Genomic DNA, 24,078 nt, shown 5'->3' on the forward strand with positions numbered 1-24,078 from the left:
CTCACCGCTCCCAGAGGTACGGTGTTGTCGTCGATACCGCGACCAGCCCGGAACGCTCGAGAATTGGCCGCGAGTAGTCGGTCGAATCGCTGTGGATCAGCGTTTTCCCCATCGCGATCGCTGAGCGAGCACGTACCGCTGTCAATGCGCGGTAAATGCCTTGGCCCCGCCACGCCGCGCGCGTCGCGCCTCCCCAGATGCCGGCGAAATCAGAATTTGGGACGGGCTCAAGACGACCCGCTGTCACGATTTCACCTGCCGCCTCACCGACCCACAGCTCCATGCCGTCTTCGAGCGAGAGCCGATGCAGCAACTCATTTACCATCTCATCCGAAACTGGGTCGCCGAAGACTTCATCTTGCATCGCGCTCATCGCACGCACATCAGCTTCGGCATAAATGCGTCGGAGAGATACGCCCTCGGGCAACGGCACGTCAACGGCGAGCCCCTGTGCGTCACCGATCATGATCGATTCGGGTTCGTCCGCGACGAAACCGTTCTCAAGGAGTGCGTCAGAAAGTCCGGGCGCGTGATCGTGGCCGCGCGTCTTCCATTCGACGCGATCAATTTCGTCATCCGCCGCGAAGTATCTCAACGCTTCTGGTACGAGCCGGCGCAGCGATTCGGCCGACGCGTCGCCGAGGGTTTGATACGTGATGAAGCCTCGGCCGCCAGCAAACGTCACCAGTCGTAGCGAGCCGAGTCGAGTGATCTTGGTGGCGCCTGGAGTCTCGGCATCCGTTCGCAGCTGTGTGTCGTACGCATGCAGAAATTCAGCGCTCCGGTTCAGTCCGTCATGACTCATTAAATGATTCTCGCCGTGTAGCGCCCATTTCACATTCCCAGCACGAAAATATGGTACCGGGGTAGGGTATATCTGAACTCCAAAGAACAACCGGCGGACGAGGTTCCCAATGAGTCAGCACGATAGCCATTCTGGCCACGCACAGCAGTCGGATCACGCACAGCAGTCGGATCACGCACCGCATGCTGGTCATGCTAACCACGTGGCGAAGTTTCGGCGGCTCTTTTGGATCATGCTTTTCGTGGCGGTCCCCGTTGTGCACTTTTCGCCGATGTTCGCGATGCTGATTGGGTACCCGTTGCCGAATGCTTCATGGGCACCGTGGGTATCGCCTGTGCTCGGAACGGTGATGTACCTGTGGGGTGGAGCACCATTTCTTTCGGGAGCTGTGAGCGAGCTTCGCAGCAGGCAGCCGGGAATGATGCTGTTGATCGCACTCGCGATCACCGTCGCATTTGTGGCGTCATGGGGTGCAAGCCTGGGCGTGCTCGACGAGGGGCTCGATTTCTGGTGGGAGCTCGCTCTCTTGGTCGTCATCATGCTGCTCGGCCACTGGGTTGAGATGCGCTCGCTCGCACAGGCCACCTCGGCACTCGACTCTCTGGCGGCGCTCCTGCCTGATGAAGCGGAGCGCGTCGATGGGGATTCAACGACCACAGTGTCCCCGTCGGAATTGAAAATCGGTGATGTCGTCATCGTGCGACCGGGTGGGAGGATCCCGGCCGATGGACGCGTGGTGCAGGGGGAAGCTTCGGTAGATGAATCGATGATCACGGGGGAGTCTCGACCGGTACGTCGAGCGGACGGAGACGCTCTGGTCGCCGGTACCGTCGCGACCGACTCTGGGTTGAGAGTCGAAATCACGGCAATCGGCGATGACACGGCGCTCGCGGGTATTCAGAAGCTCGTGGCCGACGCACAAGGGTCTTCGTCTCGCGCACAACGCCTCGCTGATTGCGCGGCAGGTTGGCTTTTCTGGTTCGCGCTCGGCTCTGGTGTGCTGACAGCGATCATCTGGACGGCGATTGGGATGCCGGATGCCGCTGTCGTTCGAACCATCACGGTTCTTGTCATAGCGTGCCCGCATGCGCTTGGTCTCGCGATCCCGCTCGTTGTTTCGATATCGACAGAGCGTGCAGCGAAAGCGGGAGTGCTCATCAAGGACCGTCTCGCGCTTGAGCGAATGCGATCGATTACCACAGTGCTCTTCGACAAGACGGGCACTCTCACTGGGGGAAGGCCTGCCGTCATCGGAATCGAGCCTGCCGATGGTTTTAGTGAGGAAGAAGTTCTCAGCCGGGCTGCGGCTGCGGAGTCAGATTCCGAGCATCCTCTCGGTCGCGCGATTGTGGCGGTTGCGGCGGAGCGTGAGCTCAACCTCGAAGGTGCGACCGAATTCACGTCTGCCCCTGCTGTGGGCGTGAGCGCCCGCGTGGCAGGTCGCACAGTACAGGTCGGCGGGCCACATCTCCTCGAGCAAGAGGGCGCCTCGGAGCTGCGCATCGCGAACGAATGGCGTGCGCAGGGTGCGATTATTTTGCACGTTCTCGTTGACGGAAAAGTTGCGGGAGCGCTGCGTCTCGCCGACGCTGTTCGCGTCGAATCGCGTGATGCGATTGCTGCCCTTCACGCGCGGGACGTGCAAGTGGTCATGATTACGGGCGACGCGGATGCTGTTGCTCGGTCGGTTGCAGAAGAGCTCGGAATCGATAGATTCTTTGCCGGTGTGCGACCAGAAGAGAAGGCGTCGAAGGTGAAGGAGCTTCAGTCCGAGGGGCGAAAGGTCGCGATGGTCGGTGATGGCGTCAATGATGCTCCGGCGCTTGCGCAAGCCGACGTCGGTATCGCAATTGGAGCTGGCACCGACGTCGCGATTGCATCGGCGGGTGTCATTCTTGCGAGCGATGACCCGCGCTCTGTGGTGTCGGTTATCGAGCTTTCGCGAGCCTCGTATCGCAAGATGACGCAGAACCTCTGGTGGGCCGCCGGCTACAACCTCATCTCCGTGCCGTTAGCGGCAGGAATTCTCGCACCGATAGGTTTTGTGCTGCCGATGTCGGTCGGTGCAATACTCATGTCGCTTTCCACCGTCGTGGTTGCGTTGAATGCGCAGTTGCTTCGCAGGTTGGACCTCAGTGCCGAGCGTGTTGCGCGTCGTGAGCTGTAACGGTCATCGTGGCGATGTCGGCATCGTCTTCGACGTACAGCACGCTGCCGCGGTCGTCTGAGGCCATGTTCGAACACTGCTCTCAGTGCCTCCAGCGACGCGCGCACTAGACGGTCACGTCGGGTTCGAATGCGACGCCGGGTGGCTTGTCGGTGTAACTTCGCCCGGTCGGCGAAGTCCACTCCAAAACACCATCACCGCGCTGCTTCACCGACCAACGGCTCGCATGTTTCAGGCTGTGATGTCTTCGACACAGATGAGCCAGATTGTGCTGATGAGTCGGCCCGCCAAAGGCTGCATCGACCGTGTGATCTATGTCGCAGCGGTGGGTGGGCATGCGGCATCCCACGAACCTGCAGTGCTGATCTCTCGCCCTGAGCTGCCGTTTAAGTTGATCACTCGGGCGATACCGATCCACCGCGACCACGGTGCCTGCCACAGGCCGGGTGAACACCCGATCCCACCCCGGCGCAGTACCCGCGAGGCGCCGCGCGCTCTCGGGATCAACCAAGCTGAGCCCCGACAGGTCCGCCGGTGTCGATGAGGTGCCAGCGAGCGTCGTGGCAGGCACCGTGACCTGCACAATCGCGCGGATCGCACCCAACCCACCGCAATCGTCACCCGCGAGGGGGTCGAGGCTGGGCACCGACGTCAGCAGCATGTCGGAGAACAGGTCGGCCCTGATCTGGTCCGTCGTCCTCCGATCATCCACGGGCTCGTCTTCTGCGCGGAGCTTCATGCCATAGTCGGATCGCCCACTCCGGAAGTCCTTCAACGCCCGCGCCTGCTGTGTCAACCGGTTGAAAATCCCATGCGCCTGCACCGACGGCAACACCGCGTTGAGAGAACTCATCCCGTCGGCGAGGTCGAACAGTCGCACAGTCCGGGTCGCGTTGGCGTCTTCGAAGCGTTCCTGCAGCGTCCGCGGCTGTGCTTTCTCCGCCAACGCTGCAGCAAACCCCCGCAACCTGCCCGGCGTCTCAGCCTCAGCGACCCCGACAACCTCGCGGTCGTAGCGGGCCTTGGCTGCAGCATCCGTCAGGTTCACGCCCGCCCGCAAGATCTCTTGTACGTGGCGTTCCGAGACACGCCCCGCGCTCCACGACCCAAACGTCTCCGGATACGACTCGGTCACGTCGAGCGCATCATCGACACGTATTTGCGCCGTGCGATCCGACAACCGCAGTGCAGCCCCAACTTCTGCCGCGACCGCTCGCATCGGAATCTCGCGGTCCCGCGAGTCACGCGATGTCATCCGCTGTATTTGCGTAAGTGCGATCCGCCCCATTTTTGCAAGAACCGCGGCCCGTGACGCCTGAATGTGTGCGATCTGTTCATCGAAAGAAAACAACATCGACACAGACTCAGACAGCTCGTAGGCCTCTGCTTCTTGTTGCTGGGTTTCGTTCTCTGACATGACCCAAGTATCGAACATACCTCCGACATTGACCATGCCAAACCAGCCTAAAAAGCCCCGGTGTGGATAACTTTCCCAAAAGACTTTTGGGGAGAAGCGAACGCGAAGTTCTCGCCCGCTGAAGAAGCGCCGCTCACGACGCGGCAAGAGCTGCCCATCCGGCCGCACCGGCTCCGATGCGTCTCGATCTGTCGAGGCGCGCAGCATTGGATTTCGGTTTGCGCGAGGCCTGCTCATGGATCGCTGCCGCGAACTCGCTCGCGAACCCGAGTCGCGGAATTCGAAGGGTCACCGATTCCAAGAGTGCGGCATCCCACCGTTCTGGTTCTGCGTACGAGACGTCAAGGCTCGTCGCCGCCTCGAGCAGGTACGACTCGGGGTCGTCCTCGACGTCGACCGATGTCCACATGTGCCGTTCGATGATCTGCGACACGCGCTCCGCCTGGGCGCGCGGCCAACCAGCGCCGGTGGCAAAGGTCCAGCCAGCGGCCCCGCCCGAGCGCTCGAACGGCTCGGTGTGAGAGTCGAACGGCGCACTGACCCCGGTGTCATGCAGCATCGTGGCAACGAAAAGTAGCTCCAGATCGATGTCGAGCTCAAGCGATTCGCCGAGTGCTCGGGCCCATACCCATGACCGCAGACAGTGATTGACCACTGCGGGTGTGCACCAGTGCTGGGCGACGTCGAGAGCGCGCTTTGCCGTCTCGGTCGGTGGTGCGAGCATCTCATCAATAGACGTGGTCATGCCAGATTCTCTCGCATGGAGCGTCGCCCGCGGGCATTGCCGCATGTGTCGTACCGTCGAGGGATGGCGGCGCGTGGAATCTACGTAAAAACAAGTATTCGAGCGCCGCTAGAGAGCGTGTGGCACGCAACTCAAGACCCCACTCAGCATGTGCGCTGGGACGTGCGGTTCACGAGCATCGCCCCGACCTCGACTACGGATGCCGGGGCTACCCGCTTCGTCTACACCCGGCGGGTTCCGCTGCACACCGTGCACGGCACCGGCATCAGTCTCGGTGAGGTCACTCGCTCAGACGGCACGCGCACATCGGCGCTGCGTTTCACGACATCCGACCGGCTGTCACCGATTCGCGATGGCCGCGGGTATTGGCGGTACGTGCCAACGGACGACGGGGCAATCAGCTTCATTACGGGCTACGACTACTCGAGCGGATGGGGCGTGCTCGACGTGGTCGTCCGCCCCGTCATTGGGTGGGCCACCGCGTGGAGCTTCGACCGCTTGCGCATCTGGCTTGAAACTGGGGTTGCGCCCGAACAGTGGCCGTTGTGGAGCGTGCTGTGGTTTTGGCGCGCGAACCGGCCTCAGGCTGGTCGTTGCAAGCGCAAACCCCACGGTGGAAGTCGCCGCGCCGATCATCTCAATGCCGCGCCAGAAACGCTGAAGACACTCGCCGACCCGGAGGGGACAGTATGAGTTCGATGTTTGCGAGGGCTATTGGCGAGCAGGCGTTCGCAAGGCTTCATCCGATGATGCAGCGAAGGTTTGGCGTCGGGCTTGAGTCGGGCGAAGCGTGCATCGGCCGCGGTGTCATGACAGAAATTCGGCGCGGGCCGTGGTGGACTGTCCCGTTTTTGCAGATCGGGAGACTTCGCAACATCCTGATTCCCACGCTCGGTCGCGAGGTGCCCTTCACCATCGAGAACTTTCCGTATCGAGACCCATTCGGACGTGAAACTGTCACCTTCGTGCGTGAATACACGATCAACGGGCGCGCGAGCCGGTTCGATGCGACGATGATCCTCAGCGCGGGGCGCATTGTTGACTACCTCGGCACTCATCAGCACCTCGCTGTTGATCTTGAGCTATCGGTCGACGACGACGGTGGGCTGAGGCTGATATCTGACGCGCAGCGGTTTTATGAAGGCCCCGTTGCCTTCCGCTTTCCCATGCTCTTCAGCGGGCGCGCCACCCTGCATGAGTGGTACGACGACACTGATAAGTGTTTTCACGTCGACATGCAGGTGCACAACCATCGCTTCGGTTTTCTCTTCGGATACCGCGGCTCGTTCACCTGCGAATGGATTCCGGCATCCGACGCTCCCGAGCGCCTCAAACCTGTGCGGCACGAGCGGCGCGTGTAGGGATTCTTTGCAACGCCTCTCGATTCTGGAAGAGTGGGTGCGTCCGAGGAGGGGGATTCCAATGACAACTAGCTTCGAGTCAAAAGCGACTAAAACGGTATCCGGGGCTGAGGATCGCGCCTTCATCGACTCTGCGGTGGTGGCGCGCATACGGCGGCTTTTCATCATCGGGCTGGTCTCCGCTTTCATCTACTCCGTATTCATGACGGGGTCACAGGGCGCTTGTCTCGGGGGAATGACGGGGGACGGTGGTTTTCTTAACGCGGCAGGCGAGCCCACCGATGTTGCGCCGAGCTGCGTTCAGCTCGTATTGCGGCCGAGCCCACTAGTTTTTCTGAGCCTCATCGCAGTCTTTCTCTGGGCGATGAGTTCGCTGCAGCGAAAGGCTGTGACCGAAGCAGCGGCGCTCCGCACACTCAGACGTGCCGAGAACATCATCATGATCGTGGCGGTAGGTGCGCTCGTCATCGGTCAGCTGTGGTTTTGGCAGATTCCGGTGTCGGAATGGGACGGAACCGGAACGTTTTTCTTTCCGTTTCCCTTCGCCTCCGGAGAAATGACAGTCTCGCCGATGAATCAGGGCTGACGATCGAGCTAGCGAGTCCAGCCACGAAAGCTATGCAGCATGGCTGTTTTCGGGTACGCGCCGCTCGGCTGCCCGATTTCAAAAAGATCGATCATGAGGAACGTCGGGTAGTTCGGCGCTTGCGGGATGTCGCGAACGACGATGTTTTCGCAGCAGATGACGGTGCGGTTTTCGCCCCAATCAACGCTCCATGTGTGTGGCTTCGAGGCGTCAAAGGGCAGGCACACGTCTGCCATATCCGTCTCGATGGCAGAGTCGGTGTGAGCTTTGATCCCCGAACGCGCGAGAGTTGAGGCGCCGACCGCGTGCCCGTCGATCTCGAAGATGCAGACTTCGCCGGAGTGCGCGGCATCCAGATGCTCCGTGCCTACCAGCCACGCAGCGAGCATGCATTGCGGATCTACGCTCGCGCTCACGGTCAGCTCAACGCGCCCGGCGGTGGGCGCCCACAGCAGCCGAGTCGGAGTGGGTGAGCGGACAACGAGTCCGTCTTCTCGATGTCGGTGTGTGCCAACTCTTGTGCCGAGATCGCCCGCAAACGTGCCGGTTTGAAGATTCGAAACGCGCAGCGGGGCGTCTTCGTCACGCCAGTTGAGCTGCTCTAAATCGATGCGCAGCTGCATTCCTTCTGTTTGGAATGAGTATCGCGCAGCCGAACGCTCGGGTGTTGTCCAATGCGGTAGATAGTGGTCAACCCACAGGTCGGCGCGGAGGGGGCCCGAGAAGTCATCTTCGATATCCGGCTGCTGCATGGACCTATTCTCGGCGTTTCGCCGACCGTGCGCTGCCACATCTAGCTGTCTTCGAGAACCCTGCGGTTGTGGCGGGCGGGGCAACCGCTACGAGCTACCGCCCGTTGCCGGCGGAGCAGGTCTCTTGATCGGCCGATGTGCCGTTGACGTTGCCTGGCAGCGCGACGGTTTCATCCGCCGGCGCATCAGATGCGGCATCCGTCGGTTCTTCCGGTGCGGGCTCTGCGGGCTCGTCTGTGGGCGTCACTTCGATGACGCCACCGTTAGAACCAGCTTTTCCGTTCAACTCGAGTGACTTATTCTCGGCGATCGCTGTCATCAGAACTTCGGCGGAGGCGAAATCGGGGGCGACCTTATTGGAATTTTCCGAGTCGTCAACGACGGGATACTGCACGAAAGTAATGTCTTCGAACGGCACGTCTTTCACCGCGAGTGCAAGCTGCACGAGGCGCAGCGGGTTTGTGAGGCTTTCGCTCGGCGTGATGTTTGTCACAGCGGCATTCGCAAGTCGGTAAAGGGCACCGGCATCCGCGAGCACTTCATCGCTTCGCAGCTTGTGTGCGAGTCGTGACATATATTGCTGCTGATTGCCGATGCGGGCCAGGTCGCTCTCATCGCCAACACCGTGCCGTGTGCGCAAAAACTGCAGAGCATCGAGCCCCTGAACTTGACGCATGCCCGCTTCCCAGTCGATGCCGGTGTAGTAATCGCGGATGCCGTTGTTCCCGATGCAGACTTCAACGCCACCGATCGCGTCGGTGATATTCACCACTCCGCCGAAGCTGACCTTCGCAGCGAACGGAATATCGAAATCAGTGAGCGCGGAGATCGTGGATGCGACGCATCCGAGACCACCAACGCTGAAGACACTGTTAAGCGGCTGCTTTGACATCGCGGAAGTCGTCGAGCCGTCTTCTCGCGTGCACGACGGCACAGCAACCATCAGGTCGCGCGGAAACGAAACCACGCTGACCCGACGCGGATTTTCTGACACATGCATGAGCATGTTCACATCGTTGAGCTGTCCTTCGGAGTCGGCTCCCGTGCAGCGATCACCGAGAGCCGCCTGAAGCTCTTCTTCGCACTCGTCCGTACCAACGATCAGCACGCTGAAGTCACCTTCGAATGCGCCCATTGTGGGCGGCTGAACGACCTCATCTTCGAGCGCAACAGCCTTGCTCGTCACCGTGTTCGATAGGTCGTAGATAACGTAGGACGCCACTCCGGCAACCGCGACGAGTGCAACCACAGCAGCAACCGCGACGAGTTTCAGTGCTTGCTTTGCTGGGTGTGGAGAGCGCAAGCGCGCGTGCCGTGCGACAGTCGAGCGTTGTCTTGACATCGTTCCCCCAGGTCGAGCGGCGGCCACCGAAAGCTTCAGCGCAACATCAAGCGGCGGCTTTGCGTGCGTTCCTCGACAAACGTAGCGAGGAGTGGAAGTACGCGACTGACAAAACGCTGTTGACGACGAGACTCGTCACGAGAGCGACAGCACTCTGCGGCTCAACGAACCCCGCGGCAACCCACGAAACCTGGGCCAAGAAAAGCACGCCCAGCAAATATCCCGCTGTCGGGCGGGACGTCATGCGCCACCAGGCCCGCGGCGGTGCACTTTGCTCATCAACACCGCGAAATGTGCGCACGCAGAAGATCACTGCGGTCCCCATGACAGCCGTGCCGAGAAAGTATCCGAGCGAAAAGTTCGTGGCCCCAACGAACGCGGTAATTCCGAGCGAAATCCCGGCTGCACCGACGATCGTGGCCGCCTTGGTGAACGTGCTGTGGATGCGCACTAGTCCTCTTCTCGTTGGGAGCGGCGGGTCGAAACGCCCCCACCGTCTTCGAGGGTACGCGGTGCCGCTTCACCCCATCGCGACTGAACTATGACGCACTATGACGTTGTTTCGCCCGTACCGACAAATCCAGACGTAACGTCATTGTGTGAATCCCGTGCTTGCCGCCTCGTTGCTCGCCGCGCTCGTGCTCGTGGCTGCGTCTGTCGGAATCATCACTCGGCATCGGTCGAGCCGCAAGCGCCGCGTTATCGTTGCCGATATCACCCCTGCCGAAGTCGACCTCACGGTGCTAGGCGAAGTCGCAACCGTCGTGCAACTCAGCACGGAGTTCTGCTCGCGCTGCCCTGGAGTTCGCCGCGCATTGACGAAGACTTTCGAAGGATACGGCGACGTCGTCTACACCGACGTTGACCTCACTCACCGTCCCCAGCTTGCATCGCAGCTGCGAGTGCTGCAGACCCCGACAGTTCTCGTGGTTGATGCGCACGGCCGTGTCGCCGCGCGATATGCCGGCACGGTATCGCCGACTCTGATCGGTCAAGAAGTCGATGCACTCAGAAGGAGCGAAGATGTCGCATTTGCACGGTGAAACAGCCGAGCAGCGCCCCCGCGGCATCGACCCGAGGGCGCCTCGGTTCGCCGCGTGGATCACTGCGGTGCTTCTCCTCGTAGGCACTTTCTTCGCCCTGCTCGGGCCCGCGGTGTCGGCCGAAACCACGTTCACCGCGCGACTGGCCGACCCGGGATTCATCGTGCTGATCGTCGTTGACGCACTCTTTGTGTGGGGGTTCGCCTTTCCGCAGACGGCGCCCTGGGGCGTGCTGTACCGAAAGCTGATTCGTCCGCGCCTTTCAGCTCCCGATGAGCTCGAGGACCCCCGTCCTCCACGGTTCGCCCAGGTTGTCGGATTCGTCGTTGTGACCATCGGCGTCGCGCTCTATCTTGTGGGCGTGCCGTGGGCGCTGCCGATCGCGGGAGCGGCGGCGTTCATTGCGGCTTTTCTCAACGCGGCGTTCGGGCTATGCCTCGGATGCCAGCTCTATCTCGCTTTCACGCGGATAGGTCTGATCCGTCCGCGCGGCGGCCTCATCGGCGTCTGATTCGGACATCTACGTTAGATGCGACCGATTGGCAGGTGGCGCTCGAACAGGCGACCACGGATGCTGTTGGGCTCAAGCGAGACGTAAACAAACTCTTCGACCGGTATCCAGGCCGGAAGAGTTTCGCGCGCCGCAACAGAGAGCACCAGGTCATCTTTCAACACCTTGGCAGTGGCATGAACGACGACGCTCCACACATTGTCGGGGGTGTCGGCATCCACTTCGAAAGCGACGTGTGGGTTCTCCACGAGCTCATTGAGCTTTGCCCCCTTGCTACTTCGAAAAAGGATCGTTCTTCCGTCGGAGTAGTAGTTGACCGGGAAGATATCTGGCCGACCCCGCGTGCTCAGCGCGAGATGACCAAAGTTCTTACTTGAGAGGCGCTTCCAACTCTCCTCATCCGAAAGCTCTACCACGGGCCCCTGCGGAGACCAGCCCGGTTCTGAGACGTCATGAGACATGCTTCACATCTCCCTTATGTTGCGGACTACGCTGCGACATAGTCTTTAACACCAGACGTTATGTCCACCAGGGTCTTTGGTCGTAGGGCACGTTCGTCTTGGCGTGCAGCGCACTGATAGGACCCCGGCTTTCTGCCGAGGATGATCCAAACAATCGAACTGTCCTTGCGGTATTGCTTGATTGGTTAACTAGAGAGCATGTTCCGAACTCCACTGACCCTCTTTCGCACGCTCGCTATCGCTGAGGCCGTGTCGTGGACGCTCCTCATCGCCGGGCTGATTCTTCGCGCGACGGTCGACCTCGACATCGCTGTGTCTATTGGCGGTGGCATCCATGGCTTCGTGTTTCTCTCTTACGGCGCGACGGCGGTACTCGTCGCCAAGAACAATCGGTGGAAAGCCGGTCCGACGATCACCGCGATTGTCAGTGCTGTCATCCCGTACGCGACGATTCCGACGGAGATCTGGCTGCACCGTGCCGGCAGGCTAGTGGGTGCGTGGCGCCTGCAGGCGGGCGATGACCCGCGCGATGCGGCGTGGCACGACCGGTTTATGCGCCTGCTCCTGCGCCGCCCGTGGCTGCTCGCTCTGCTGCTCGTCGGCGTGGTCGCGTTGGTCTTCGTCATGCTGCTGATGTTGGGTCCGCCGGGAGGCAAATAGCCAGTGCGCCCAGGACGCCATGAGTCCTCGCCCTGGGGGCTGCGCGCTGCCACTCAACCGCGCGCGAAAGCTGCGAACTGCTCGACGGATACTTCGCGATTGCTGACGTGCTCAGAGACAGATCTGAGAGTGCGACTGTGATCGCGCGCATACTTGCGAAGCAGCGCGAACGCATCATCCATGTGATGCTTAGGCGCTAGAAATCAGGCCATCTGCTCGCCGCACATGCCGCACATGCCCTTGGCGGACACCTCGACGTAGCAGGTTGGGCACACAGCGCGGGGTCGCTCTTCGGCCGGAGTTGGGCGGCGAGCAGGCACGGCAGCTCGTGAGGCACGGGGTGCCTTCGCGGTTTTGGCTGCGATCGGTGCAGCAGGCTGCTCTACGACCGCCGCAGGCACGTGCTCGGCGCAATAGAAGCGCACAAAGCCGGCATGGTTTGTGGGGTGGCGGTGCTTGAACGCCCAGAGGTCTTCGCGAGCGAACGCATCTTTATCGTTGCTGCACGTCGCGCAGCGGGTGGGCTCACCCGGCGCTGATTCCGACGCGATCATGGGGGTTTCGAATGGGATCTCGTCTCGCCAATCGGCAGACATAACAATCTTCATGAGCGCGTCCTCTCTCGGGCTGACGCCAGCCACCAGTTGCAGCGAATCACGAAGCAGACCGCGCTCTCTCTACGGTAGGCGAAACTCGGCGCGTCGGGGACTAGGAGGACGCTTTGAGGTGTGGATCAGCCGCCCTGGCCGGTGCACAAGGTTTTGAGGTGGTTAACCGTTACGAGTCTGTGACTTTTGGGCGCGAACTTTGGCATATTTCCACCTCGCAATGTCGGAGGTTATTCGTATATTTGTTCTATGGAATTCACCGCCGCATCACCAACAACCCGCCTCGCTGCGGCGTCGGCGCGTGTTGTCGAGGTGTTTCGTGATGACGAATTTTCGCGAGCTGTCGCAGCCCTCGAAGGCGAGGTGTTGTTAGCTGTCTTGACGAATGCTGCTGAGGCGCGCAATGCGCTTGATCTCATTGTTGCGACAGCTTCTGCCGAGGTTGGGCACAGGTCCACGAGGGATCGCGGCTACGACGGGCTCGCGCAGCGGAAAGGCCATCGCAACGGCACCTCGCTGGTTCAGAACATCACCGGGCAGTCGCGTGGTGATGTCAATCGAGCGTTGCGCACGGGGGAGGAGTTGGCGCCTTCTGCGTTTGTTAGTGACACTGCGGTTGTTGGCGACACTGCGTTTGTTGGCGAAGCAGCGGTTGAGGATGCCGATCCGATCCCGCCGCGGTGGCTGACACTGTTGCGGGGTGCGCTTTCGGGCGGGCTATTGAGTTCGGCGCAGTTCCGCGCGATTCGAGTGAGTTTGGGTGAGCCGCCGATCGAGCGATACCCCGAGCGAAGCTCAATGGAGATGCTCGAGTCGTGGGCCGCTGTAGTCGAGCAGTTGCTCGCTGAGACTTCGACATTGCCGGTTGAGGAGTTGCGCGCAGCGGCGCGGATTGCGCGCGACCGGCTCGATCCGGTGGGTGTGACGCTCAGATTCGAGGAGCGGTTCGAGGCACGGTCTTTCCGCACGTGGATTGACGAGCACGGCCAACACCATGCGCGCGTGGTTTTTGACGACGATGGTGCCGCCTGGGTGCATTCGATTCAGCAGGCGGCCCGCCGCCCGCGGCGCGGGCCAAGGTTTGTGCCTTCGGACCCATCTGAGCGTGCAGCGGTTGCCGAACTCGCAGCCGAAATAGCTGCAGATCAGCGCTCGAATGAGCAGTTGCAGTACGACACGATTTTGGCGATTCTCCGCACCGGTGCCGGAGCTGATCCGCGCCAGGCATTCGGTGATCGTCAGCCTGGCGTGCGGATTCTTGTGGAGGCTGCAGCGATTACTCGGTCGGGTGAACGCGGCCAAGCGCACGTGAGTGGGGCCGGGCACGTCGAAGACGGTGGTGCGGCGGTTCCTGGTGGAGTCGTCGAGTCGTACCTCTGCGATGCGGGAGCGGTGCCGATAACGCAGGACACTTACGGCAGACCACTGGATGTGGGCCGCGAGCATCGGCTCTTCACCCGCAAACAACGTGTGGCGATCGCGGCGCGAGACGGCGGGTGCATGTGGCCAAGCTGTGTGGCACCGATATCTCAATGCGAGTTTCACCACGTGGATCATTGGTGGCAGGACCATGGGTCAACGAATGTCGATGACGGAGTACCACTTTGTCGAAATTGCCATCTGAGGCTGCATAACCAGCAGTGGAAAACTAGACGAGAACGCAGCGAGGCGGGCGATGACGCGTATTGGCTGCACGCACCGCCGAACCCCGCGACGGGTGAAGTCGGCGAGCCAGTGCGACTCGCTTCGAAGTCACCTCTCCGGTTCACCGCTGCCTGACGTACGTTCCGAAAGTACGACAAACTGAGATCCGCGCCTAGCCGTCTTAACTGGGAGCGCGACAGGAGAGATCGAGCATGGCAACGAAGGGCGCACGCGACCAACTCCGAGCTCTCGCGGATGCCGCAGCCAACGGTGAGCGCATGTTCCCGGTGTTCGACCAGATGCCTCGCGCACGCCGAGAGCGCGCAGCATCCGTCCTGATCCTGTTCGGGGCGCTCGACACTTTTCCGAGCGCCCATGACGCCGACGCACACGCAGTTTCGCGAGACCTCGATGTGCTGCTCTTGGCACGAGCCTCAACGCTTCGCTCTCACCCCGGGCAGGTCGCTTTTCCTGGAGGACGCGCTGATCCGGGTGACGCCGATGCCATCGCTGCGGCGCTCCGGGAAGCCCGCGAAGAAACCGGGCTCGACACCGAGGGCGTCGAAGTTCTCGGCACCCTTGAAGGCGTTCCACTGTCTTTTTCTGAGCACCTCGTCACCCCGGTACTGGCCTGGTGGCGGCGTCCGTCGCCCGTCGGTGTCGTCGACGAGTGCGAATCATCCGATGTATTTCGAGCTCCGGTCGCAGACCTGCTCGATCCCGCAAATCGGGGCGTCACGGTATTGGAACGCGGCGGCCAGCAGTGGCGGGGTCCTGCTTTCCATGCAAAAGGGCAGCACGGTACGCAGTTGGTCTGGGGCTTTACTGCGCTGCTTCTTGACGCGCTCTTTGACCGACTCGGATGGACCGAACCCTGGGATGAAACCCGTGAGTTCACAATTGGCGGAGGATAGGGGATTCGAACCCCTGAGAGCTTTCACTCAACACGCTTTCCAAGCGTGCGCCATAGGCCACTAGGCGAATCCTCCACAGCCCCGGAGGGCCGCAGACCATCCTACAGGTCATCAGCAGTGCTCCCGAGCCTGGGCCCACGATCGACCTTGCTAACGTGCAACCTCAATCGAGGGGCGCACCACGAGCGACCGTGGCGCCACTACCGCGACGACTCGATTGGCCGGGCCGCTGGACGCCATCAACTCGTCACGAACGGATGCCGCAGCATCCGCCAAACTGCTGCTGCCCGCCGCGCCGCCCGGCGGGGCATACGCTGCCCGCTCAAGAGCCGGCACGAGCACATCCAGCCCACGAAGCTGCGACTTGCAGCGATCGCGAAGCTGCGCGGCGACAGCGCGCGGCGACGTGCTCGCCGAGACTGCGGTTCCGAGATCAATGGCGCTATCGACGACGAATGCCCACGCCGCGTGCGCATCACCAGCACGCGCCCGATGAAGCTGTCGCTGACGGCGAAGCGCACCGGCCGCTCCGGGGGCGGTGAGCAGCAGAACCACGAGCAGCACAACGAGCACCGTCGACCCCAACGGGCTGCCTTGCCCAACATTCTGCGCGTTGTTCTGGTCGAGTGCGTCAGCGGGGCGCCCAGTCGACGCTGAAGGCGAAGCCGAGGGCGCCGTCGGCGCGGCTGACGGTGAGTTTTCGTCGGTCGTGTCGGTGGAGTCTGTGGCCGTTCCAGAGAAAACCGTCGCCGTACCGAGGCTCTTGGTCGGCTCGAACGCTACCCACCCGATTCCGTCGAAATACACCTCGGGCCACGCGTGAAGCTGTGAACTCGATACCTGATAGACGCGCTCTTCGTCTACGACGTCGGTTGTTGCGATACCCGGCAGGTAGCCGACGACAATGCGTGAAGGCATATCGAGTGTTCGCGCCATCGCTGCGAACGCCGAAGCGAAGTGCACGCAGTAGCCACTTCGCACCTCGAGAAATTGCGAGACCGCCGCCATTCCCGACCCGTCGAATCCTTCTTCTACCGGGGCATCAAGGGAGTATTCAAAATCCGAACCTCGAAACCAACTTTGCAGCGCGACCAGCGCGTCGTAGTCGCTTGTTGTTCCCGACGTGACTTCGCTTGCTAGTTGGGAGATGTTGTCGGGGACGGTACTCGGCATTTCGGTGAGCAATTCGTCATTGCCTGAGCCACCGGCATCCGTGGCTTGAATTTGTTCACGGGTGGGTTCTGGAACCTCGCTCGTCACGGCATAACTTTGCCCGCGGGTGCTGCCCGATACGGCGGTAATCGTTCCGCCGTCGGGGCGCGACTCCCACTCGCCGGTCAGCCCCGTCAGCTCTATGGCGGGGTACGGCACTGGCAGGAGCCCAGAATTAAGGGCTTCGATATCGATCGTCGTGACTCCGGTAGTGCGGGCGATGCTGTCGCCTGCCGTGATCACTGCGACGCTCGAACCTGGCTCGAGCGTCAGGGTGTCGCCCTCGTCGGGGCTCCACACATCTCCGTCGAAGGTCGACAGCGTTGCAGCGCGAAGGTAAGGGGTTACCGGCAGCGTCGTTCTCAACGTCAGGACGTCGACCTCACTCGGGCGTCGGAGGTCGTCGCCGAGCCGAAGCGTGGGGTTGATTGATGTGCCGCTGAGCCCGGTGCCCGTTTGCGTCCGCGCGGTCGGCGAAGGCAGGAGCGGGGTGGCAACCTGAGCTGTAATCACAGCGACAGTGCCGATAGCGAGCGCCGCCGCCCCACGGCCAGCGCGTGGGGGACGTCCAGCATCAGGCGGCGAAGACTGCAGTGCTCGTGATCTTTCTCGACGTCGTGTCTCGGTCCATAACAGAAACAGGATGCTGGCAGACAAGAACACGAAGGCGCCCGGGCTGAATTCACCGGGAACAACTATCTGTGCGATGACCGACACGGCGATGAGCGCGAGGCCCGCGAGAAGTGGCATGCGCGCGGTGAGAACGACGTGATCCATCGCGATGGCGAGGAGCATTGTCGCCGCAACGAGGCAGAACGACAGCGCCAACGTCGGCGACAACGGAGCTGCACCAACCTCGATTTCTATGAGCGCTTGAGCGAGCAACGATTGTGCGCCGACAAACGTTTGAGGCGTCGGGATGACAACCAGCAACCCGGTGGTGGGGAGAAACGCGATCGTGAGAAAAACGGCCCATGCAAGTACCTCTGCCACCGGGACGATGACCGCAGGTAAGAGCAGTCGGCGTGCGCCCCAACCGACCGCGAGAATCACTGCGGTACCGAGGAGCGCTGTGTACACCCAGCTGCCCGGATCGATCACGCTCAACAGCGGTAGCGCACTCGCGGCAAGTGCTATCCAGAGGGCAACGGCGGGCAAGAGCCCACCGCGGCGAGTGCGTGCGCGGAGCGCCCGGCGATCAGCCGATGCCATATGCCACCCCCGCGGTAGACGTTGCTGTGCGCCATGCCTCGTCAAGCTCGGAATCTTCGGACACCGTCACAGCCCGCCAACCGGATGCCGCCAGCAAGGTCTCACGGTTTCTCGTCGTTGTGATCAATGCTGGCAAATGGCTGTGGCCGGCGAGGGCGACGAGCGCGGCCGTATCGACGGGCGTGAGGGCTCCGGTCACGACGACGAGCGGGCCGATGGTTCGTCCGGCAACCTCTTGCGCGAGACCCGCAAACGGCGCACCAGCGCGCACCGAGCGCGCCGTGATCGTCGCAAAGTCGAGCACAAGCTCTTCCACAGCGGCGGTGTCTCCGCCCGCTATCGGCGCGCATAACGGTGAGCCGTCGGAGTCAATGACGGCGACGGTGTAGCCGTCTCGGACGAGCCGCGCTGTGACCGAGAGCGTCGCCGAAATGACGAGTTCGAAATCGGGGTCTGTGCCGGTGGCATCCATCGCAACCGGTTCGAACCGTGTGACCGCTCGATCGCATACGACAGTCGCTTCAGGGGTGCTCTCTTGCTCTTCTTCGCGCACCATCAGCTGGTCGCGATGGGCGCTTGCGCGCCAGTGGATGCGCCGCATCGAGTCTCCCGAGGCATACGGGCGCGCAATGAGGTTGTCTGCTCCCTGTCCGCGCTGCGTTGTCAGTGGGCTGAGCGTGCCGCCGCTGTCGCCAGAAAAGCCTGGAGTTGGTCCGAGCTCGACGACTGTGGGAGCCACCACGATTTTCGTTCTTTCCCCGAGGGTTTGCTGGCGACGGACGAGCCCGAATGTGTCCGTCACGGCCAGCCGCAGCGGACCGATCCAGTGGATGCCGCGGTGCACCGCATTGAGTTCGTAGGTGACTTCTGCGTGCCGGCCGTCGCGGCGAGAAGTGAACGCGGGAAAGACCCCGGTGGCATCCGCTGTGATGTCTCGCGGCAACGCGTCGCTCCACGTTCCCGAAGATGCCGGCCATGACGATTGTGCTGTCACCCTCACTGTCACAGTGGCATCGGAACCGATCGATGGCACATCGGGGTAAAGCATGCGCGTCACACTCGCGCGGCGTCGCCCGAGCCACACCGAAAGTGCCGCAAGCACGAGGAGCGCGAGCAGAAGCACGGCGAACGCGAGAAGCTCAATGAGCCCCAGTTCGTTGGCTGCGACAAGAAACGCGACAACGAGAACAAGGGCACCCGAACCGCGCACGGTGAGGGGCCAAAAACGCCTCATCGAAAGATCACGACCGTGCAGCCAGCGGAACCTGCATGCTGCGGGCGATGCGTTCGAGAATGGCTGCGACGCCGCCGGTGTTTCCGCCACGGGCCGAGACTCGAGACAGAACGATGCGGTGCGCGAAGACCGGCACCAAGAGGTCGGTGATGTCATCGGGAATCACAAACGCGCGGCCATCGAGCGCCGCCCAGACCTTGGCTGCTCGCAAGAGCTGCAGGGTTGCCCGGGGGCTGGCGCCGAGCTTGATATCGGCGTGGGTGCGGGTTTCGTTGGCAAGAGCAACGACATACTCTTCGATCGCCGGAGACACGTGCACAGCGCGCGCCCACGTTATGAGGTCACGCACTCGGTCGGCTGAGATGACGGGGGTGATGGCGGCGAGCGGATTCGAACTCTCACGCTGACGCAGCATGAGAATTTCGGATGCCGCATCGGGATACCCCATCGAGATTCTCAGCATGAAGCGGTCCCGTTGGGCTTCGGGAAGTGCGTATGTGCCTTCCATCTCGAACGGGTTTTGCGTCGCGACGACGAGAAACGGGTCGGGGAGTGGGTGAGAGTTGCCGTCAACGGTTGCTTGACGTTCTTCCATCGCTTCGAGAAGCGCCGACTGCGTCTTGGGAGATGAGCGGTTGATCTCATCGGCGATGACGATGTTTGCGAAAATCGCGCCCGGCTTGAATTCGAACTCCCGGTCAACCGGGTCGAAGACGCTCACGCCTGTGATGTCGCCCGGGAGGAGGTCAGGAGTGAACTGCACGCGGCGAACACTCGCGGCGACCGAGGCCGCGAGGGCACGTGCGAGCATCGTCTTGCCGACGCCTGGCACGTCCTCGATGAGGAGATGTCCCTCGGCCAGCAGCGCGACCATCGCTGAGCGGACGGCTTCGGGCTTGCCGTCGATCACTCGTGAAATAGACGTTTCGACGAGGCCCGCCAAACGCTGGAATTCAGCGGCGTCTAATTCGCGGGTGTACGCGGGTGCAATATCGGATGTTGCGGTGTTATCCATCTGGTCCCCCGGCCGGTGCACTCGGTGGGCGGCGTCCACCTCGTTACCCGATCGTAACCCGGCACAGTGGGTGGCAGGGTCAGATGATCAGAGCGACGGCCATCAGTGATGTTGTGGCGCCCATCGTGGCGTACTCGGCGCGTACCAACCATCCGCGTTGACGGGCGGCCAGAACGAAAGACACTGCGGAGTAGACAGCGGCACCACCGACAAGTGCAACGGTCATCGATCCCGCTCCGAGACCGTGGTGATGCACGGCCGCGCTCGTTAATGCAGTCGTCGTCGCGGCGGCGGCCCCGTGGCTCATCCCCAGCATGAGAGCGGCCATGACGATCATTCCGAGCGTTGTATGAATGCCTGACCCGGCAAAGCTCAGCATCTCGACCCGTGGTTGCTTTCTCGCGCGTCGAGAGGTGCGAAGAGCCGCAATTCCGATTGCGCCGGCAATTAAGAGCGCCGTCCAATAGACGGGTGCGAGCCGGTGGGTGAAGGCGGCATCAAGCATCGCCAGCGCCATCAACACCGATGCGATGAGCTCGGGCATCCGCACCCGGCTGCGATCGGCTGCTAAGCAGCACGTTCCGATCGCAGCCGGGGCGACAGCCCACGCATGGAGCAGTTCGGGCATCAGATCAGTGCGCGGAGTGGTCGTCGTGGTGGCCGTGTCCGTGGTGCTCAGCGTGAGCATGCCCCGTACCCGCCGAGCAGTGGTCGGTTGCCGGAGCCGGCACATTCAGCACAGGTGAGCGGTCGAAGAAGTTGTACGGCTTGAGCGTGAACTTGGCGTAGTCCATCGGCATGACGGGCCAGTCTTCGTTCCGCGGAAAATGGGTGAGCCCGAACGTGTGCCAGAGCACAAGGTCTTCGCCGACGAGGGGCTCATCGCCCGCAATGAACTCCGGAATACCGCCGCCGCCCGGGTGCTGATTCACAAAGTCACCTGCGGCATAACGTTCTGCCGGGTCGTACTTTGTGACGAAAAGGTGTTTTGTCGCGAATTCCGCGCGCGAAGTGATGGATGCCGATGGGTCAGCCATCAGCGTCGGCGTCTCTGTCGGAAAGAGCATGTACGAGGTTGGTTGACCCATCGACGTGGTCTTCTCGGTCGACGCGATCTGCCAGACCCGATTCACTGCGCCGTCGGCGAGGCGGCCGGACACCTTCTCTGATGTGATCGGCGTCACCTTCTTCGTGAAGGCATTCCCATACGGGTTCGACTCCGAGATCGGCAGCCGCACGGCGTCGATCTCGTTGACGACGTTTGCAGTGCCGTCCACTGTCATGTCGAGTCGTGCCGAGAACAGGTGCTGGTGGTACGGAGCGCCGAGGCCCGGTGCCACCTGGGAGGCGTACGGATACGGGGTGCCGTCTTCACTGTCACCCGGGTATGACGACGTGAAAAGGATGCCGGTGAGCTTTGCCTCGCACTCGATTGTGCCGTCGAGATACAGGTACCAGAAGAACCCGTAGTCGTAGTTGCCCACGGTCGTGAAGAACGAGATGACAAGTCGGCGCTGACGTCGTACTTCGTTTGATCCCGTGAAGATATCGGTGTGCTTCCAGAGCGAACCGAAGTCTTCTTCGTGCATGCACACGCCGTTTCGCACGAATCGTGGCATGCCCAACTCATCAGAGAGCGTGGCATCCAAATACGTGATGTCGCCAACGCAGTCGCACCCGAGTTCGAGTTCATTCGTGTACCGGCCGAACAGGTACTCGCCGGTGTCGAAGTAGTTCTGCCAGAAGCGGTTCGGTGATGGATCGGCGTAAGGGACGACCATTTCGCTGATGGAACCGCGGTACATCACCGGCCGGTCAGCGAACGCCACTTGACGCAAGATCAGGCCCTCGCGAGTGTCGAAGCCGATGCGGAGCTTCCAGTTGCCCCATGTGACTTCTTCGCCATCGACGGTGAAGCTCGCGCCCTCGGGCTGCGTAATTTCGATCGGCTTGAGGCCCTCGAGCGGTGGCCCCTGGAGCGCCGGGTCATCGAAGTTTCCACTCGTTTCGGGGACAGCAAGCCCCGGGTTGTCGATGATCTCGATCACTTTGCGATCGGCGACGTCGATGTATGCGGTCAGGCCGTCTACAGGGTGCGCCCACGGGTGATCGGCGGGGTGATCTTGCCGAAATGCGAACGTGCGGAGAATTCGGCGTCCCTCCTCTGCGGCGTAGCCGTAGTGACCAGCGGAGAGCGGCACGAGGGCCACGTCATCGACTGTGAGTCCGCGACCGGCGAGAGCGGCGAGCCATCCCTCGTCAGCATTCGCGATGATGCCGACCTCTTCGAACTCGGCATCAAGAATTGGCAGTTGCCCGGCTGTACCGTCAAGCACGTCTGCTGAGAGCACAGTTCCGCTTGTGATCGAGACGACAGCGTCTACTGAACGCGTCGTTGTCATGTCGAGAAGCTGAACACGTGCACGACGGTCAGGAAGCTCGCCACCGGTCTCCCATGCGCCTACGTCGGCCTTCGGCGGCTCTTCCAAGCCGACGTAGGCGAAACGCACGCGGTCGCCCATTTCAGGAAGAGTCGCCGTGATCTCGCGCACGGCGTCGATTTCGTCGGCGCTCAATGACGACAGCGGGTGCGAGGGTGCAGCGGGCGCGGTATAGCTGGCAGCGGTTTCGATGTCGGTGATGCTCATGGGTGATGCTCCTAGAAGAAAGGGTGGCAACGGGGAGAGGGATGCCGGGGGCACACGGGATGAGGAGCGTGCGCCCCCGGCGGTCGTCAGCTTGAGATGGTGTCGATGAGTTTTGCGTACGCCAGCGGCCTACGGGTACGAATCCACCAGGCCTGCACGAATCCGAACAGGGGGAAGACGACGATCAGCGCGAGCAGAACCCAGCTGACTCCGCCGAAGACGGGGTTGCCGTCGGCGTCTGCGTCACCGACGAGAACGGGGAAGTTGGCGATGATCAGCACCGCCGAAACGATGAGCCCGACGAAGCCAAGGCCCGGGGCAACAATGGTCTGCCACACGCGTCGGTCTTTTTTGGTTTTTGCGAAGTAGACGATGACCGCAATTGACGTCAGTGCCATCAGTAGGGCGATTGCGAGCGTCGCAACACCGGCGAACCAGGTGAAGACCTGCAGCACCGGGTCGAGCTGGAAGATGGCGAAGACGACGATGAGCACGGCGGCTGTCACGGTCTGCACAACAGAAGAAATGTGGGGCGAGAGGTGCGTGTGATGCACCGTCCCCACCTTTTCGGGCATGACACCGGCATTAGACATGGAGTGCTGGTAGCGCGTGACAACGTTGTGGAACGAAAGCACGCACGCGAACATCGACGTGATCAGCAGAATGTTGGTGATGATTTCGCCAGCGCTCCCGAGGTAGATCGACATCGTGCGAAGAATCAGATTGCCCGGGTCTTCAGCTGCGGCATCCATGATTCCGTCGGGCCCCCATGCCATGACGAGTCCCCACGACGCCAACGTGTAGAAAACGCCGATGCCGATGACTGCGGCGTACGTTGCGCGAGGGATTGTGCGGTTGGGGTTCTTCGCCTCATCGCGGAAAATCGCTGTCGCCTCGAACCCGATGAAGGCGGCAATGGCGAACATGAGCCCGACTCCCGGCGAACCGCTTGCGATGTTCGACGGAACGAACGTGTCGAGGCTAAGACCCTGCGGCCCGCCGTTGATCATGACGGCCGCCACCATGACGAGCACGATTCCGACCTCAGCGACCAACAGAACGCCGAGCACCTTGCTGGACAGGTTGATGTGGCGGTAGCCGAGCACCCCTACGAGGGCGATCACAATGAGCGAGAAGAGCCACCAGGCGATAGATGGGCCGCCGACCGATTCGACCGTGTAACTCAGGATGTATCCGACGTAGCCGTATACCGACACCTGGATGGTCGTGTACGTCAGCATCGCGATCCACGCTGCAGCCAGGCCCGTTGATCGGCCGAGGCCGTATCCCGCGTACGTGAAGAACGCTCCGGGCTTCGGAACATGGCGCGCCATTGTGGCAAGGCCGACCGAGAACAGCAGCAGTACGACAGCGCTGATCACATAGAGCGAGGGGAAGCCAACACCGTTGCCGATCAGAATGCCGAGGGGTGCGGCTCCTCCGACGACAGTGAGGGGAGAAGCTGCGGCGACGACCATAAAGACAATGGCGGTAACGCCGAGAGAACCGGTGAGCGAGCGCTTTGCGGGCGCTGCGACCCCCGTGGATTCGAGCTGTGTCATGAGCAGTCCCTTCGTGGGCGGTCCAGGGTGAACGAGCGGATGTCACGAGACTCTCGCGCCCGCGTTGCCGCATCGTTCCTGGGCTGTGAAAAAGAAGGGCGTCACAAACGGGACGGTGCCCGAAGGCCGTCTCATTTGAGAGATACACACTCGAAACACGGGGGACCCGTGACGGCAAC

The 24,078-nt window shown here is 61.9% G+C and carries 23 protein-coding genes and 1 tRNA gene; 9 read left to right on the top strand and 15 right to left on the bottom strand.

Annotated elements, in window-relative coordinates; all coding sequences use genetic code 11:
• Window position 1: 1 nt before the first annotated feature.
• Window positions 2-805: a GNAT family N-acetyltransferase gene (locus tag FHS06_RS08355; RefSeq protein WP_167048349.1), complete on the bottom strand. Its 804-nt coding sequence runs from the start codon at window positions 803-805 to the stop codon at window positions 2-4.
• A gap of 109 nt (window positions 806-914) precedes the next feature.
• Between FHS06_RS08355 and FHS06_RS08360 the strand changes: the two genes are divergently transcribed.
• Window positions 915-2,972 (top strand): heavy metal translocating P-type ATPase, encoded by a 2,058-nt coding sequence (locus tag FHS06_RS08360; protein WP_167048351.1) that lies wholly within the window; start codon window positions 915-917, stop codon window positions 2,970-2,972.
• A 106-nt stretch (window positions 2,973-3,078) separates the two neighbouring features.
• Here FHS06_RS08360 and FHS06_RS08365 read toward each other — a convergent pair whose 3' ends face one another.
• Complete coding sequence (locus FHS06_RS08365; protein ID WP_167048353.1) at window positions 3,079-4,389, bottom strand: HNH endonuclease signature motif containing protein; 1,311 nt, start codon at window positions 4,387-4,389, stop codon at window positions 3,079-3,081.
• Window positions 4,390-4,522: 133 nt separating this feature from the next.
• Window positions 4,523-5,134, bottom strand: a complete 612-nt coding sequence (locus tag FHS06_RS08370; RefSeq protein WP_167048355.1) for an HD domain-containing protein — start codon at window positions 5,132-5,134, stop codon at window positions 4,523-4,525.
• 63 nt (window positions 5,135-5,197) lie between these two features.
• Between FHS06_RS08370 and FHS06_RS08375 the strand changes: the two genes are divergently transcribed.
• The 3 genes from FHS06_RS08375 (at window position 5,198) to FHS06_RS08385 (ending at window position 7,081) form a co-directional block, all read left to right on the top strand.
• Window positions 5,198-5,827 (top strand): SRPBCC family protein, encoded by a 630-nt coding sequence (locus FHS06_RS08375; protein WP_167048357.1) that lies wholly within the window; start codon window positions 5,198-5,200, stop codon window positions 5,825-5,827.
• Window positions 5,824-6,495 (top strand): DUF4166 domain-containing protein, encoded by a 672-nt coding sequence (locus FHS06_RS08380; RefSeq protein WP_167048359.1) that lies wholly within the window; start codon window positions 5,824-5,826, stop codon window positions 6,493-6,495. Before FHS06_RS08375 ends, FHS06_RS08380 begins: the two co-directional genes overlap by 4 nt.
• A gap of 61 nt (window positions 6,496-6,556) precedes the next feature.
• On the top strand, window positions 6,557-7,081 hold the full coding sequence (locus tag FHS06_RS08385) for a hypothetical protein (RefSeq protein ID WP_167048361.1): 525 nt from the start codon (window positions 6,557-6,559) through the stop codon (window positions 7,079-7,081).
• Between the two features lie 8 nt (window positions 7,082-7,089).
• Here the strand turns inward: FHS06_RS08385 and FHS06_RS08390 are convergent, their stop codons facing one another.
• The 3 genes from FHS06_RS08390 to FHS06_RS08400 form a co-directional block, all read right to left on the bottom strand.
• The gene (locus tag FHS06_RS08390; protein WP_167048363.1) at window positions 7,090-7,833 is read right to left on the bottom strand and encodes a hypothetical protein; all 744 of its coding nucleotides are present in this window, start codon (window positions 7,831-7,833) and stop codon (window positions 7,090-7,092) included.
• A 94-nt stretch (window positions 7,834-7,927) separates the two neighbouring features.
• Entirely contained in the window at window positions 7,928-9,175 is a 1,248-nt protein-coding gene (locus FHS06_RS08395; RefSeq protein WP_167048365.1) for an LCP family protein, read from the bottom strand.
• Between the two features lie 46 nt (window positions 9,176-9,221).
• Window positions 9,222-9,626, bottom strand: a complete 405-nt coding sequence (locus tag FHS06_RS08400) for a hypothetical protein (protein ID WP_167048367.1) — start codon at window positions 9,624-9,626, stop codon at window positions 9,222-9,224.
• A 148-nt stretch (window positions 9,627-9,774) separates the two neighbouring features.
• Here FHS06_RS08400 and FHS06_RS08405 point away from each other — a divergent pair, with 148 nt between their 5' ends.
• A complete protein-coding gene (locus FHS06_RS08405) occupies window positions 9,775-10,218 on the top strand; it encodes a thioredoxin domain-containing protein (RefSeq protein ID WP_167048369.1) in 444 nt (147 codons plus the stop codon).
• Entirely contained in the window at window positions 10,199-10,729 is a 531-nt protein-coding gene (locus FHS06_RS08410; RefSeq protein WP_167048371.1) for a DUF4395 domain-containing protein, read from the top strand. The genes FHS06_RS08405 and FHS06_RS08410 overlap by 20 nt, the downstream gene beginning before the upstream one ends.
• A gap of 14 nt (window positions 10,730-10,743) precedes the next feature.
• Here FHS06_RS08410 and FHS06_RS08415 read toward each other — a convergent pair whose 3' ends face one another.
• A complete protein-coding gene (locus tag FHS06_RS08415; RefSeq protein ID WP_167048373.1) occupies window positions 10,744-11,190 on the bottom strand; it encodes a pyridoxamine 5'-phosphate oxidase family protein in 447 nt (148 codons plus the stop codon).
• A gap of 198 nt (window positions 11,191-11,388) precedes the next feature.
• On the opposite strand from FHS06_RS08415, the gene FHS06_RS08420 reads away from it, so the two are divergent.
• Window positions 11,389-11,850 (top strand): DUF3817 domain-containing protein, encoded by a 462-nt coding sequence (locus tag FHS06_RS08420; RefSeq protein ID WP_167048375.1) that lies wholly within the window; start codon window positions 11,389-11,391, stop codon window positions 11,848-11,850.
• Window positions 11,851-12,053: 203 nt separating this feature from the next.
• Here FHS06_RS08420 and FHS06_RS08425 read toward each other — a convergent pair whose 3' ends face one another.
• On the bottom strand, window positions 12,054-12,458 hold the full coding sequence (locus tag FHS06_RS08425; RefSeq protein WP_167048377.1) for a glucose-6-phosphate dehydrogenase: 405 nt from the start codon (window positions 12,456-12,458) through the stop codon (window positions 12,054-12,056).
• Between the two features lie 249 nt (window positions 12,459-12,707).
• Here FHS06_RS08425 and FHS06_RS08430 point away from each other — a divergent pair, with 249 nt between their 5' ends.
• Window positions 12,708-14,237: an HNH endonuclease signature motif containing protein gene (locus FHS06_RS08430; protein WP_167048379.1), complete on the top strand. Its 1,530-nt coding sequence runs from the start codon at window positions 12,708-12,710 to the stop codon at window positions 14,235-14,237.
• Between the two features lie 77 nt (window positions 14,238-14,314).
• The gene (locus tag FHS06_RS08435; protein ID WP_167048381.1) at window positions 14,315-15,016 is read left to right on the top strand and encodes an NUDIX hydrolase; all 702 of its coding nucleotides are present in this window, start codon (window positions 14,315-14,317) and stop codon (window positions 15,014-15,016) included.
• Here FHS06_RS08435 and FHS06_RS08440 read toward each other — a convergent pair.
• The 7 genes from FHS06_RS08440 to FHS06_RS08470 form a co-directional block, all read right to left on the bottom strand.
• A tRNA-Ser gene (locus tag FHS06_RS08440) sits at window positions 15,004-15,091 on the bottom strand. The two genes, FHS06_RS08435 and FHS06_RS08440, sit on opposite strands and share 13 nt — an antisense overlap.
• A 75-nt stretch (window positions 15,092-15,166) precedes the next feature.
• The gene (locus tag FHS06_RS08445) at window positions 15,167-17,440 is read right to left on the bottom strand and encodes a transglutaminase TgpA family protein (protein WP_167048383.1); all 2,274 of its coding nucleotides are present in this window, start codon (window positions 17,438-17,440) and stop codon (window positions 15,167-15,169) included.
• A complete protein-coding gene (locus FHS06_RS14200) occupies window positions 17,427-18,764 on the bottom strand; it encodes a DUF58 domain-containing protein (protein WP_167048385.1) in 1,338 nt (445 codons plus the stop codon). The genes FHS06_RS08445 and FHS06_RS14200 overlap by 14 nt, the downstream gene beginning before the upstream one ends.
• Window positions 18,682-19,689: an AAA family ATPase gene (locus FHS06_RS08455; RefSeq protein WP_167048387.1), complete on the bottom strand. Its 1,008-nt coding sequence runs from the start codon at window positions 19,687-19,689 to the stop codon at window positions 18,682-18,684. The genes FHS06_RS14200 and FHS06_RS08455 overlap by 83 nt, the downstream gene beginning before the upstream one ends.
• 79 nt (window positions 19,690-19,768) lie before the next feature.
• Window positions 19,769-20,233, bottom strand: a complete 465-nt coding sequence (locus tag FHS06_RS08460) for a hypothetical protein (protein WP_167048389.1) — start codon at window positions 20,231-20,233, stop codon at window positions 19,769-19,771.
• Window positions 20,234-20,321: 88 nt separating this feature from the next.
• Entirely contained in the window at window positions 20,322-22,337 is a 2,016-nt protein-coding gene (locus FHS06_RS08465; RefSeq protein ID WP_167048391.1) for a primary-amine oxidase, read from the bottom strand.
• 86 nt (window positions 22,338-22,423) lie between these two features.
• Window positions 22,424-23,899: an APC family permease gene (locus FHS06_RS08470; protein ID WP_167048393.1), complete on the bottom strand. Its 1,476-nt coding sequence runs from the start codon at window positions 23,897-23,899 to the stop codon at window positions 22,424-22,426.
• Window positions 23,900-24,078 lie beyond the last annotated feature (179 nt).

Source organism: Microbacterium halimionae (genome assembly GCF_011761265.1).
Lineage (GTDB): Bacteria > Actinomycetota > Actinomycetes > Actinomycetales > Microbacteriaceae > Microbacterium > Microbacterium halimionae.

What these genes read in the sequence shown, in the direction of transcription:
- FHS06_RS08465 (WP_167048391.1), bottom strand. Translation starts at nt 22,337, where the DNA reads ATGAGCATCACCGACATCGAAACCGCTGCCAGCTATACCGCGCCCGCT.
- FHS06_RS08420 (WP_167048375.1), top strand. Translation starts at nt 11,389, where the DNA reads ATGTTCCGAACTCCACTGACCCTCTTTCGCACGCTCGCTATCGCTGAG.
- FHS06_RS08410 (WP_167048371.1), top strand. Translation starts at nt 10,199, where the DNA reads ATGTCGCATTTGCACGGTGAAACAGCCGAGCAGCGCCCCCGCGGCATC.
- FHS06_RS08415 (WP_167048373.1), bottom strand. Translation starts at nt 11,190, where the DNA reads ATGTCTCATGACGTCTCAGAACCGGGCTGGTCTCCGCAGGGGCCCGTG.
- FHS06_RS08380 (WP_167048359.1), top strand. Translation starts at nt 5,824, where the DNA reads ATGAGTTCGATGTTTGCGAGGGCTATTGGCGAGCAGGCGTTCGCAAGG.
- FHS06_RS08425 (WP_167048377.1), bottom strand. Translation starts at nt 12,458, where the DNA reads ATGAAGATTGTTATGTCTGCCGATTGGCGAGACGAGATCCCATTCGAA.
- FHS06_RS08360 (WP_167048351.1), top strand. Translation starts at nt 915, where the DNA reads ATGAGTCAGCACGATAGCCATTCTGGCCACGCACAGCAGTCGGATCAC.
- FHS06_RS08445 (WP_167048383.1), bottom strand. Translation starts at nt 17,440, where the DNA reads ATGGCATCGGCTGATCGCCGGGCGCTCCGCGCACGCACTCGCCGCGGT.
- FHS06_RS08390 (WP_167048363.1), bottom strand. Translation starts at nt 7,833, where the DNA reads ATGCAGCAGCCGGATATCGAAGATGACTTCTCGGGCCCCCTCCGCGCC.
- FHS06_RS08365 (WP_167048353.1), bottom strand. Translation starts at nt 4,389, where the DNA reads ATGTCAGAGAACGAAACCCAGCAACAAGAAGCAGAGGCCTACGAGCTG.
- FHS06_RS08370 (WP_167048355.1), bottom strand. Translation starts at nt 5,134, where the DNA reads ATGACCACGTCTATTGATGAGATGCTCGCACCACCGACCGAGACGGCA.
- FHS06_RS08435 (WP_167048381.1), top strand. Translation starts at nt 14,315, where the DNA reads ATGGCAACGAAGGGCGCACGCGACCAACTCCGAGCTCTCGCGGATGCC.
- FHS06_RS08470 (WP_167048393.1), bottom strand. Translation starts at nt 23,899, where the DNA reads ATGACACAGCTCGAATCCACGGGGGTCGCAGCGCCCGCAAAGCGCTCG.
- FHS06_RS08455 (WP_167048387.1), bottom strand. Translation starts at nt 19,689, where the DNA reads ATGGATAACACCGCAACATCCGATATTGCACCCGCGTACACCCGCGAA.
- FHS06_RS08395 (WP_167048365.1), bottom strand. Translation starts at nt 9,175, where the DNA reads ATGTCAAGACAACGCTCGACTGTCGCACGGCACGCGCGCTTGCGCTCT.
- FHS06_RS08460 (WP_167048389.1), bottom strand. Translation starts at nt 20,233, where the DNA reads ATGCCCGAGCTCATCGCATCGGTGTTGATGGCGCTGGCGATGCTTGAT.
- FHS06_RS08385 (WP_167048361.1), top strand. Translation starts at nt 6,557, where the DNA reads ATGACAACTAGCTTCGAGTCAAAAGCGACTAAAACGGTATCCGGGGCT.
- FHS06_RS08430 (WP_167048379.1), top strand. Translation starts at nt 12,708, where the DNA reads ATGGAATTCACCGCCGCATCACCAACAACCCGCCTCGCTGCGGCGTCG.
- FHS06_RS08375 (WP_167048357.1), top strand. Translation starts at nt 5,198, where the DNA reads ATGGCGGCGCGTGGAATCTACGTAAAAACAAGTATTCGAGCGCCGCTA.
- FHS06_RS08355 (WP_167048349.1), bottom strand. Translation starts at nt 805, where the DNA reads ATGAGTCATGACGGACTGAACCGGAGCGCTGAATTTCTGCATGCGTAC.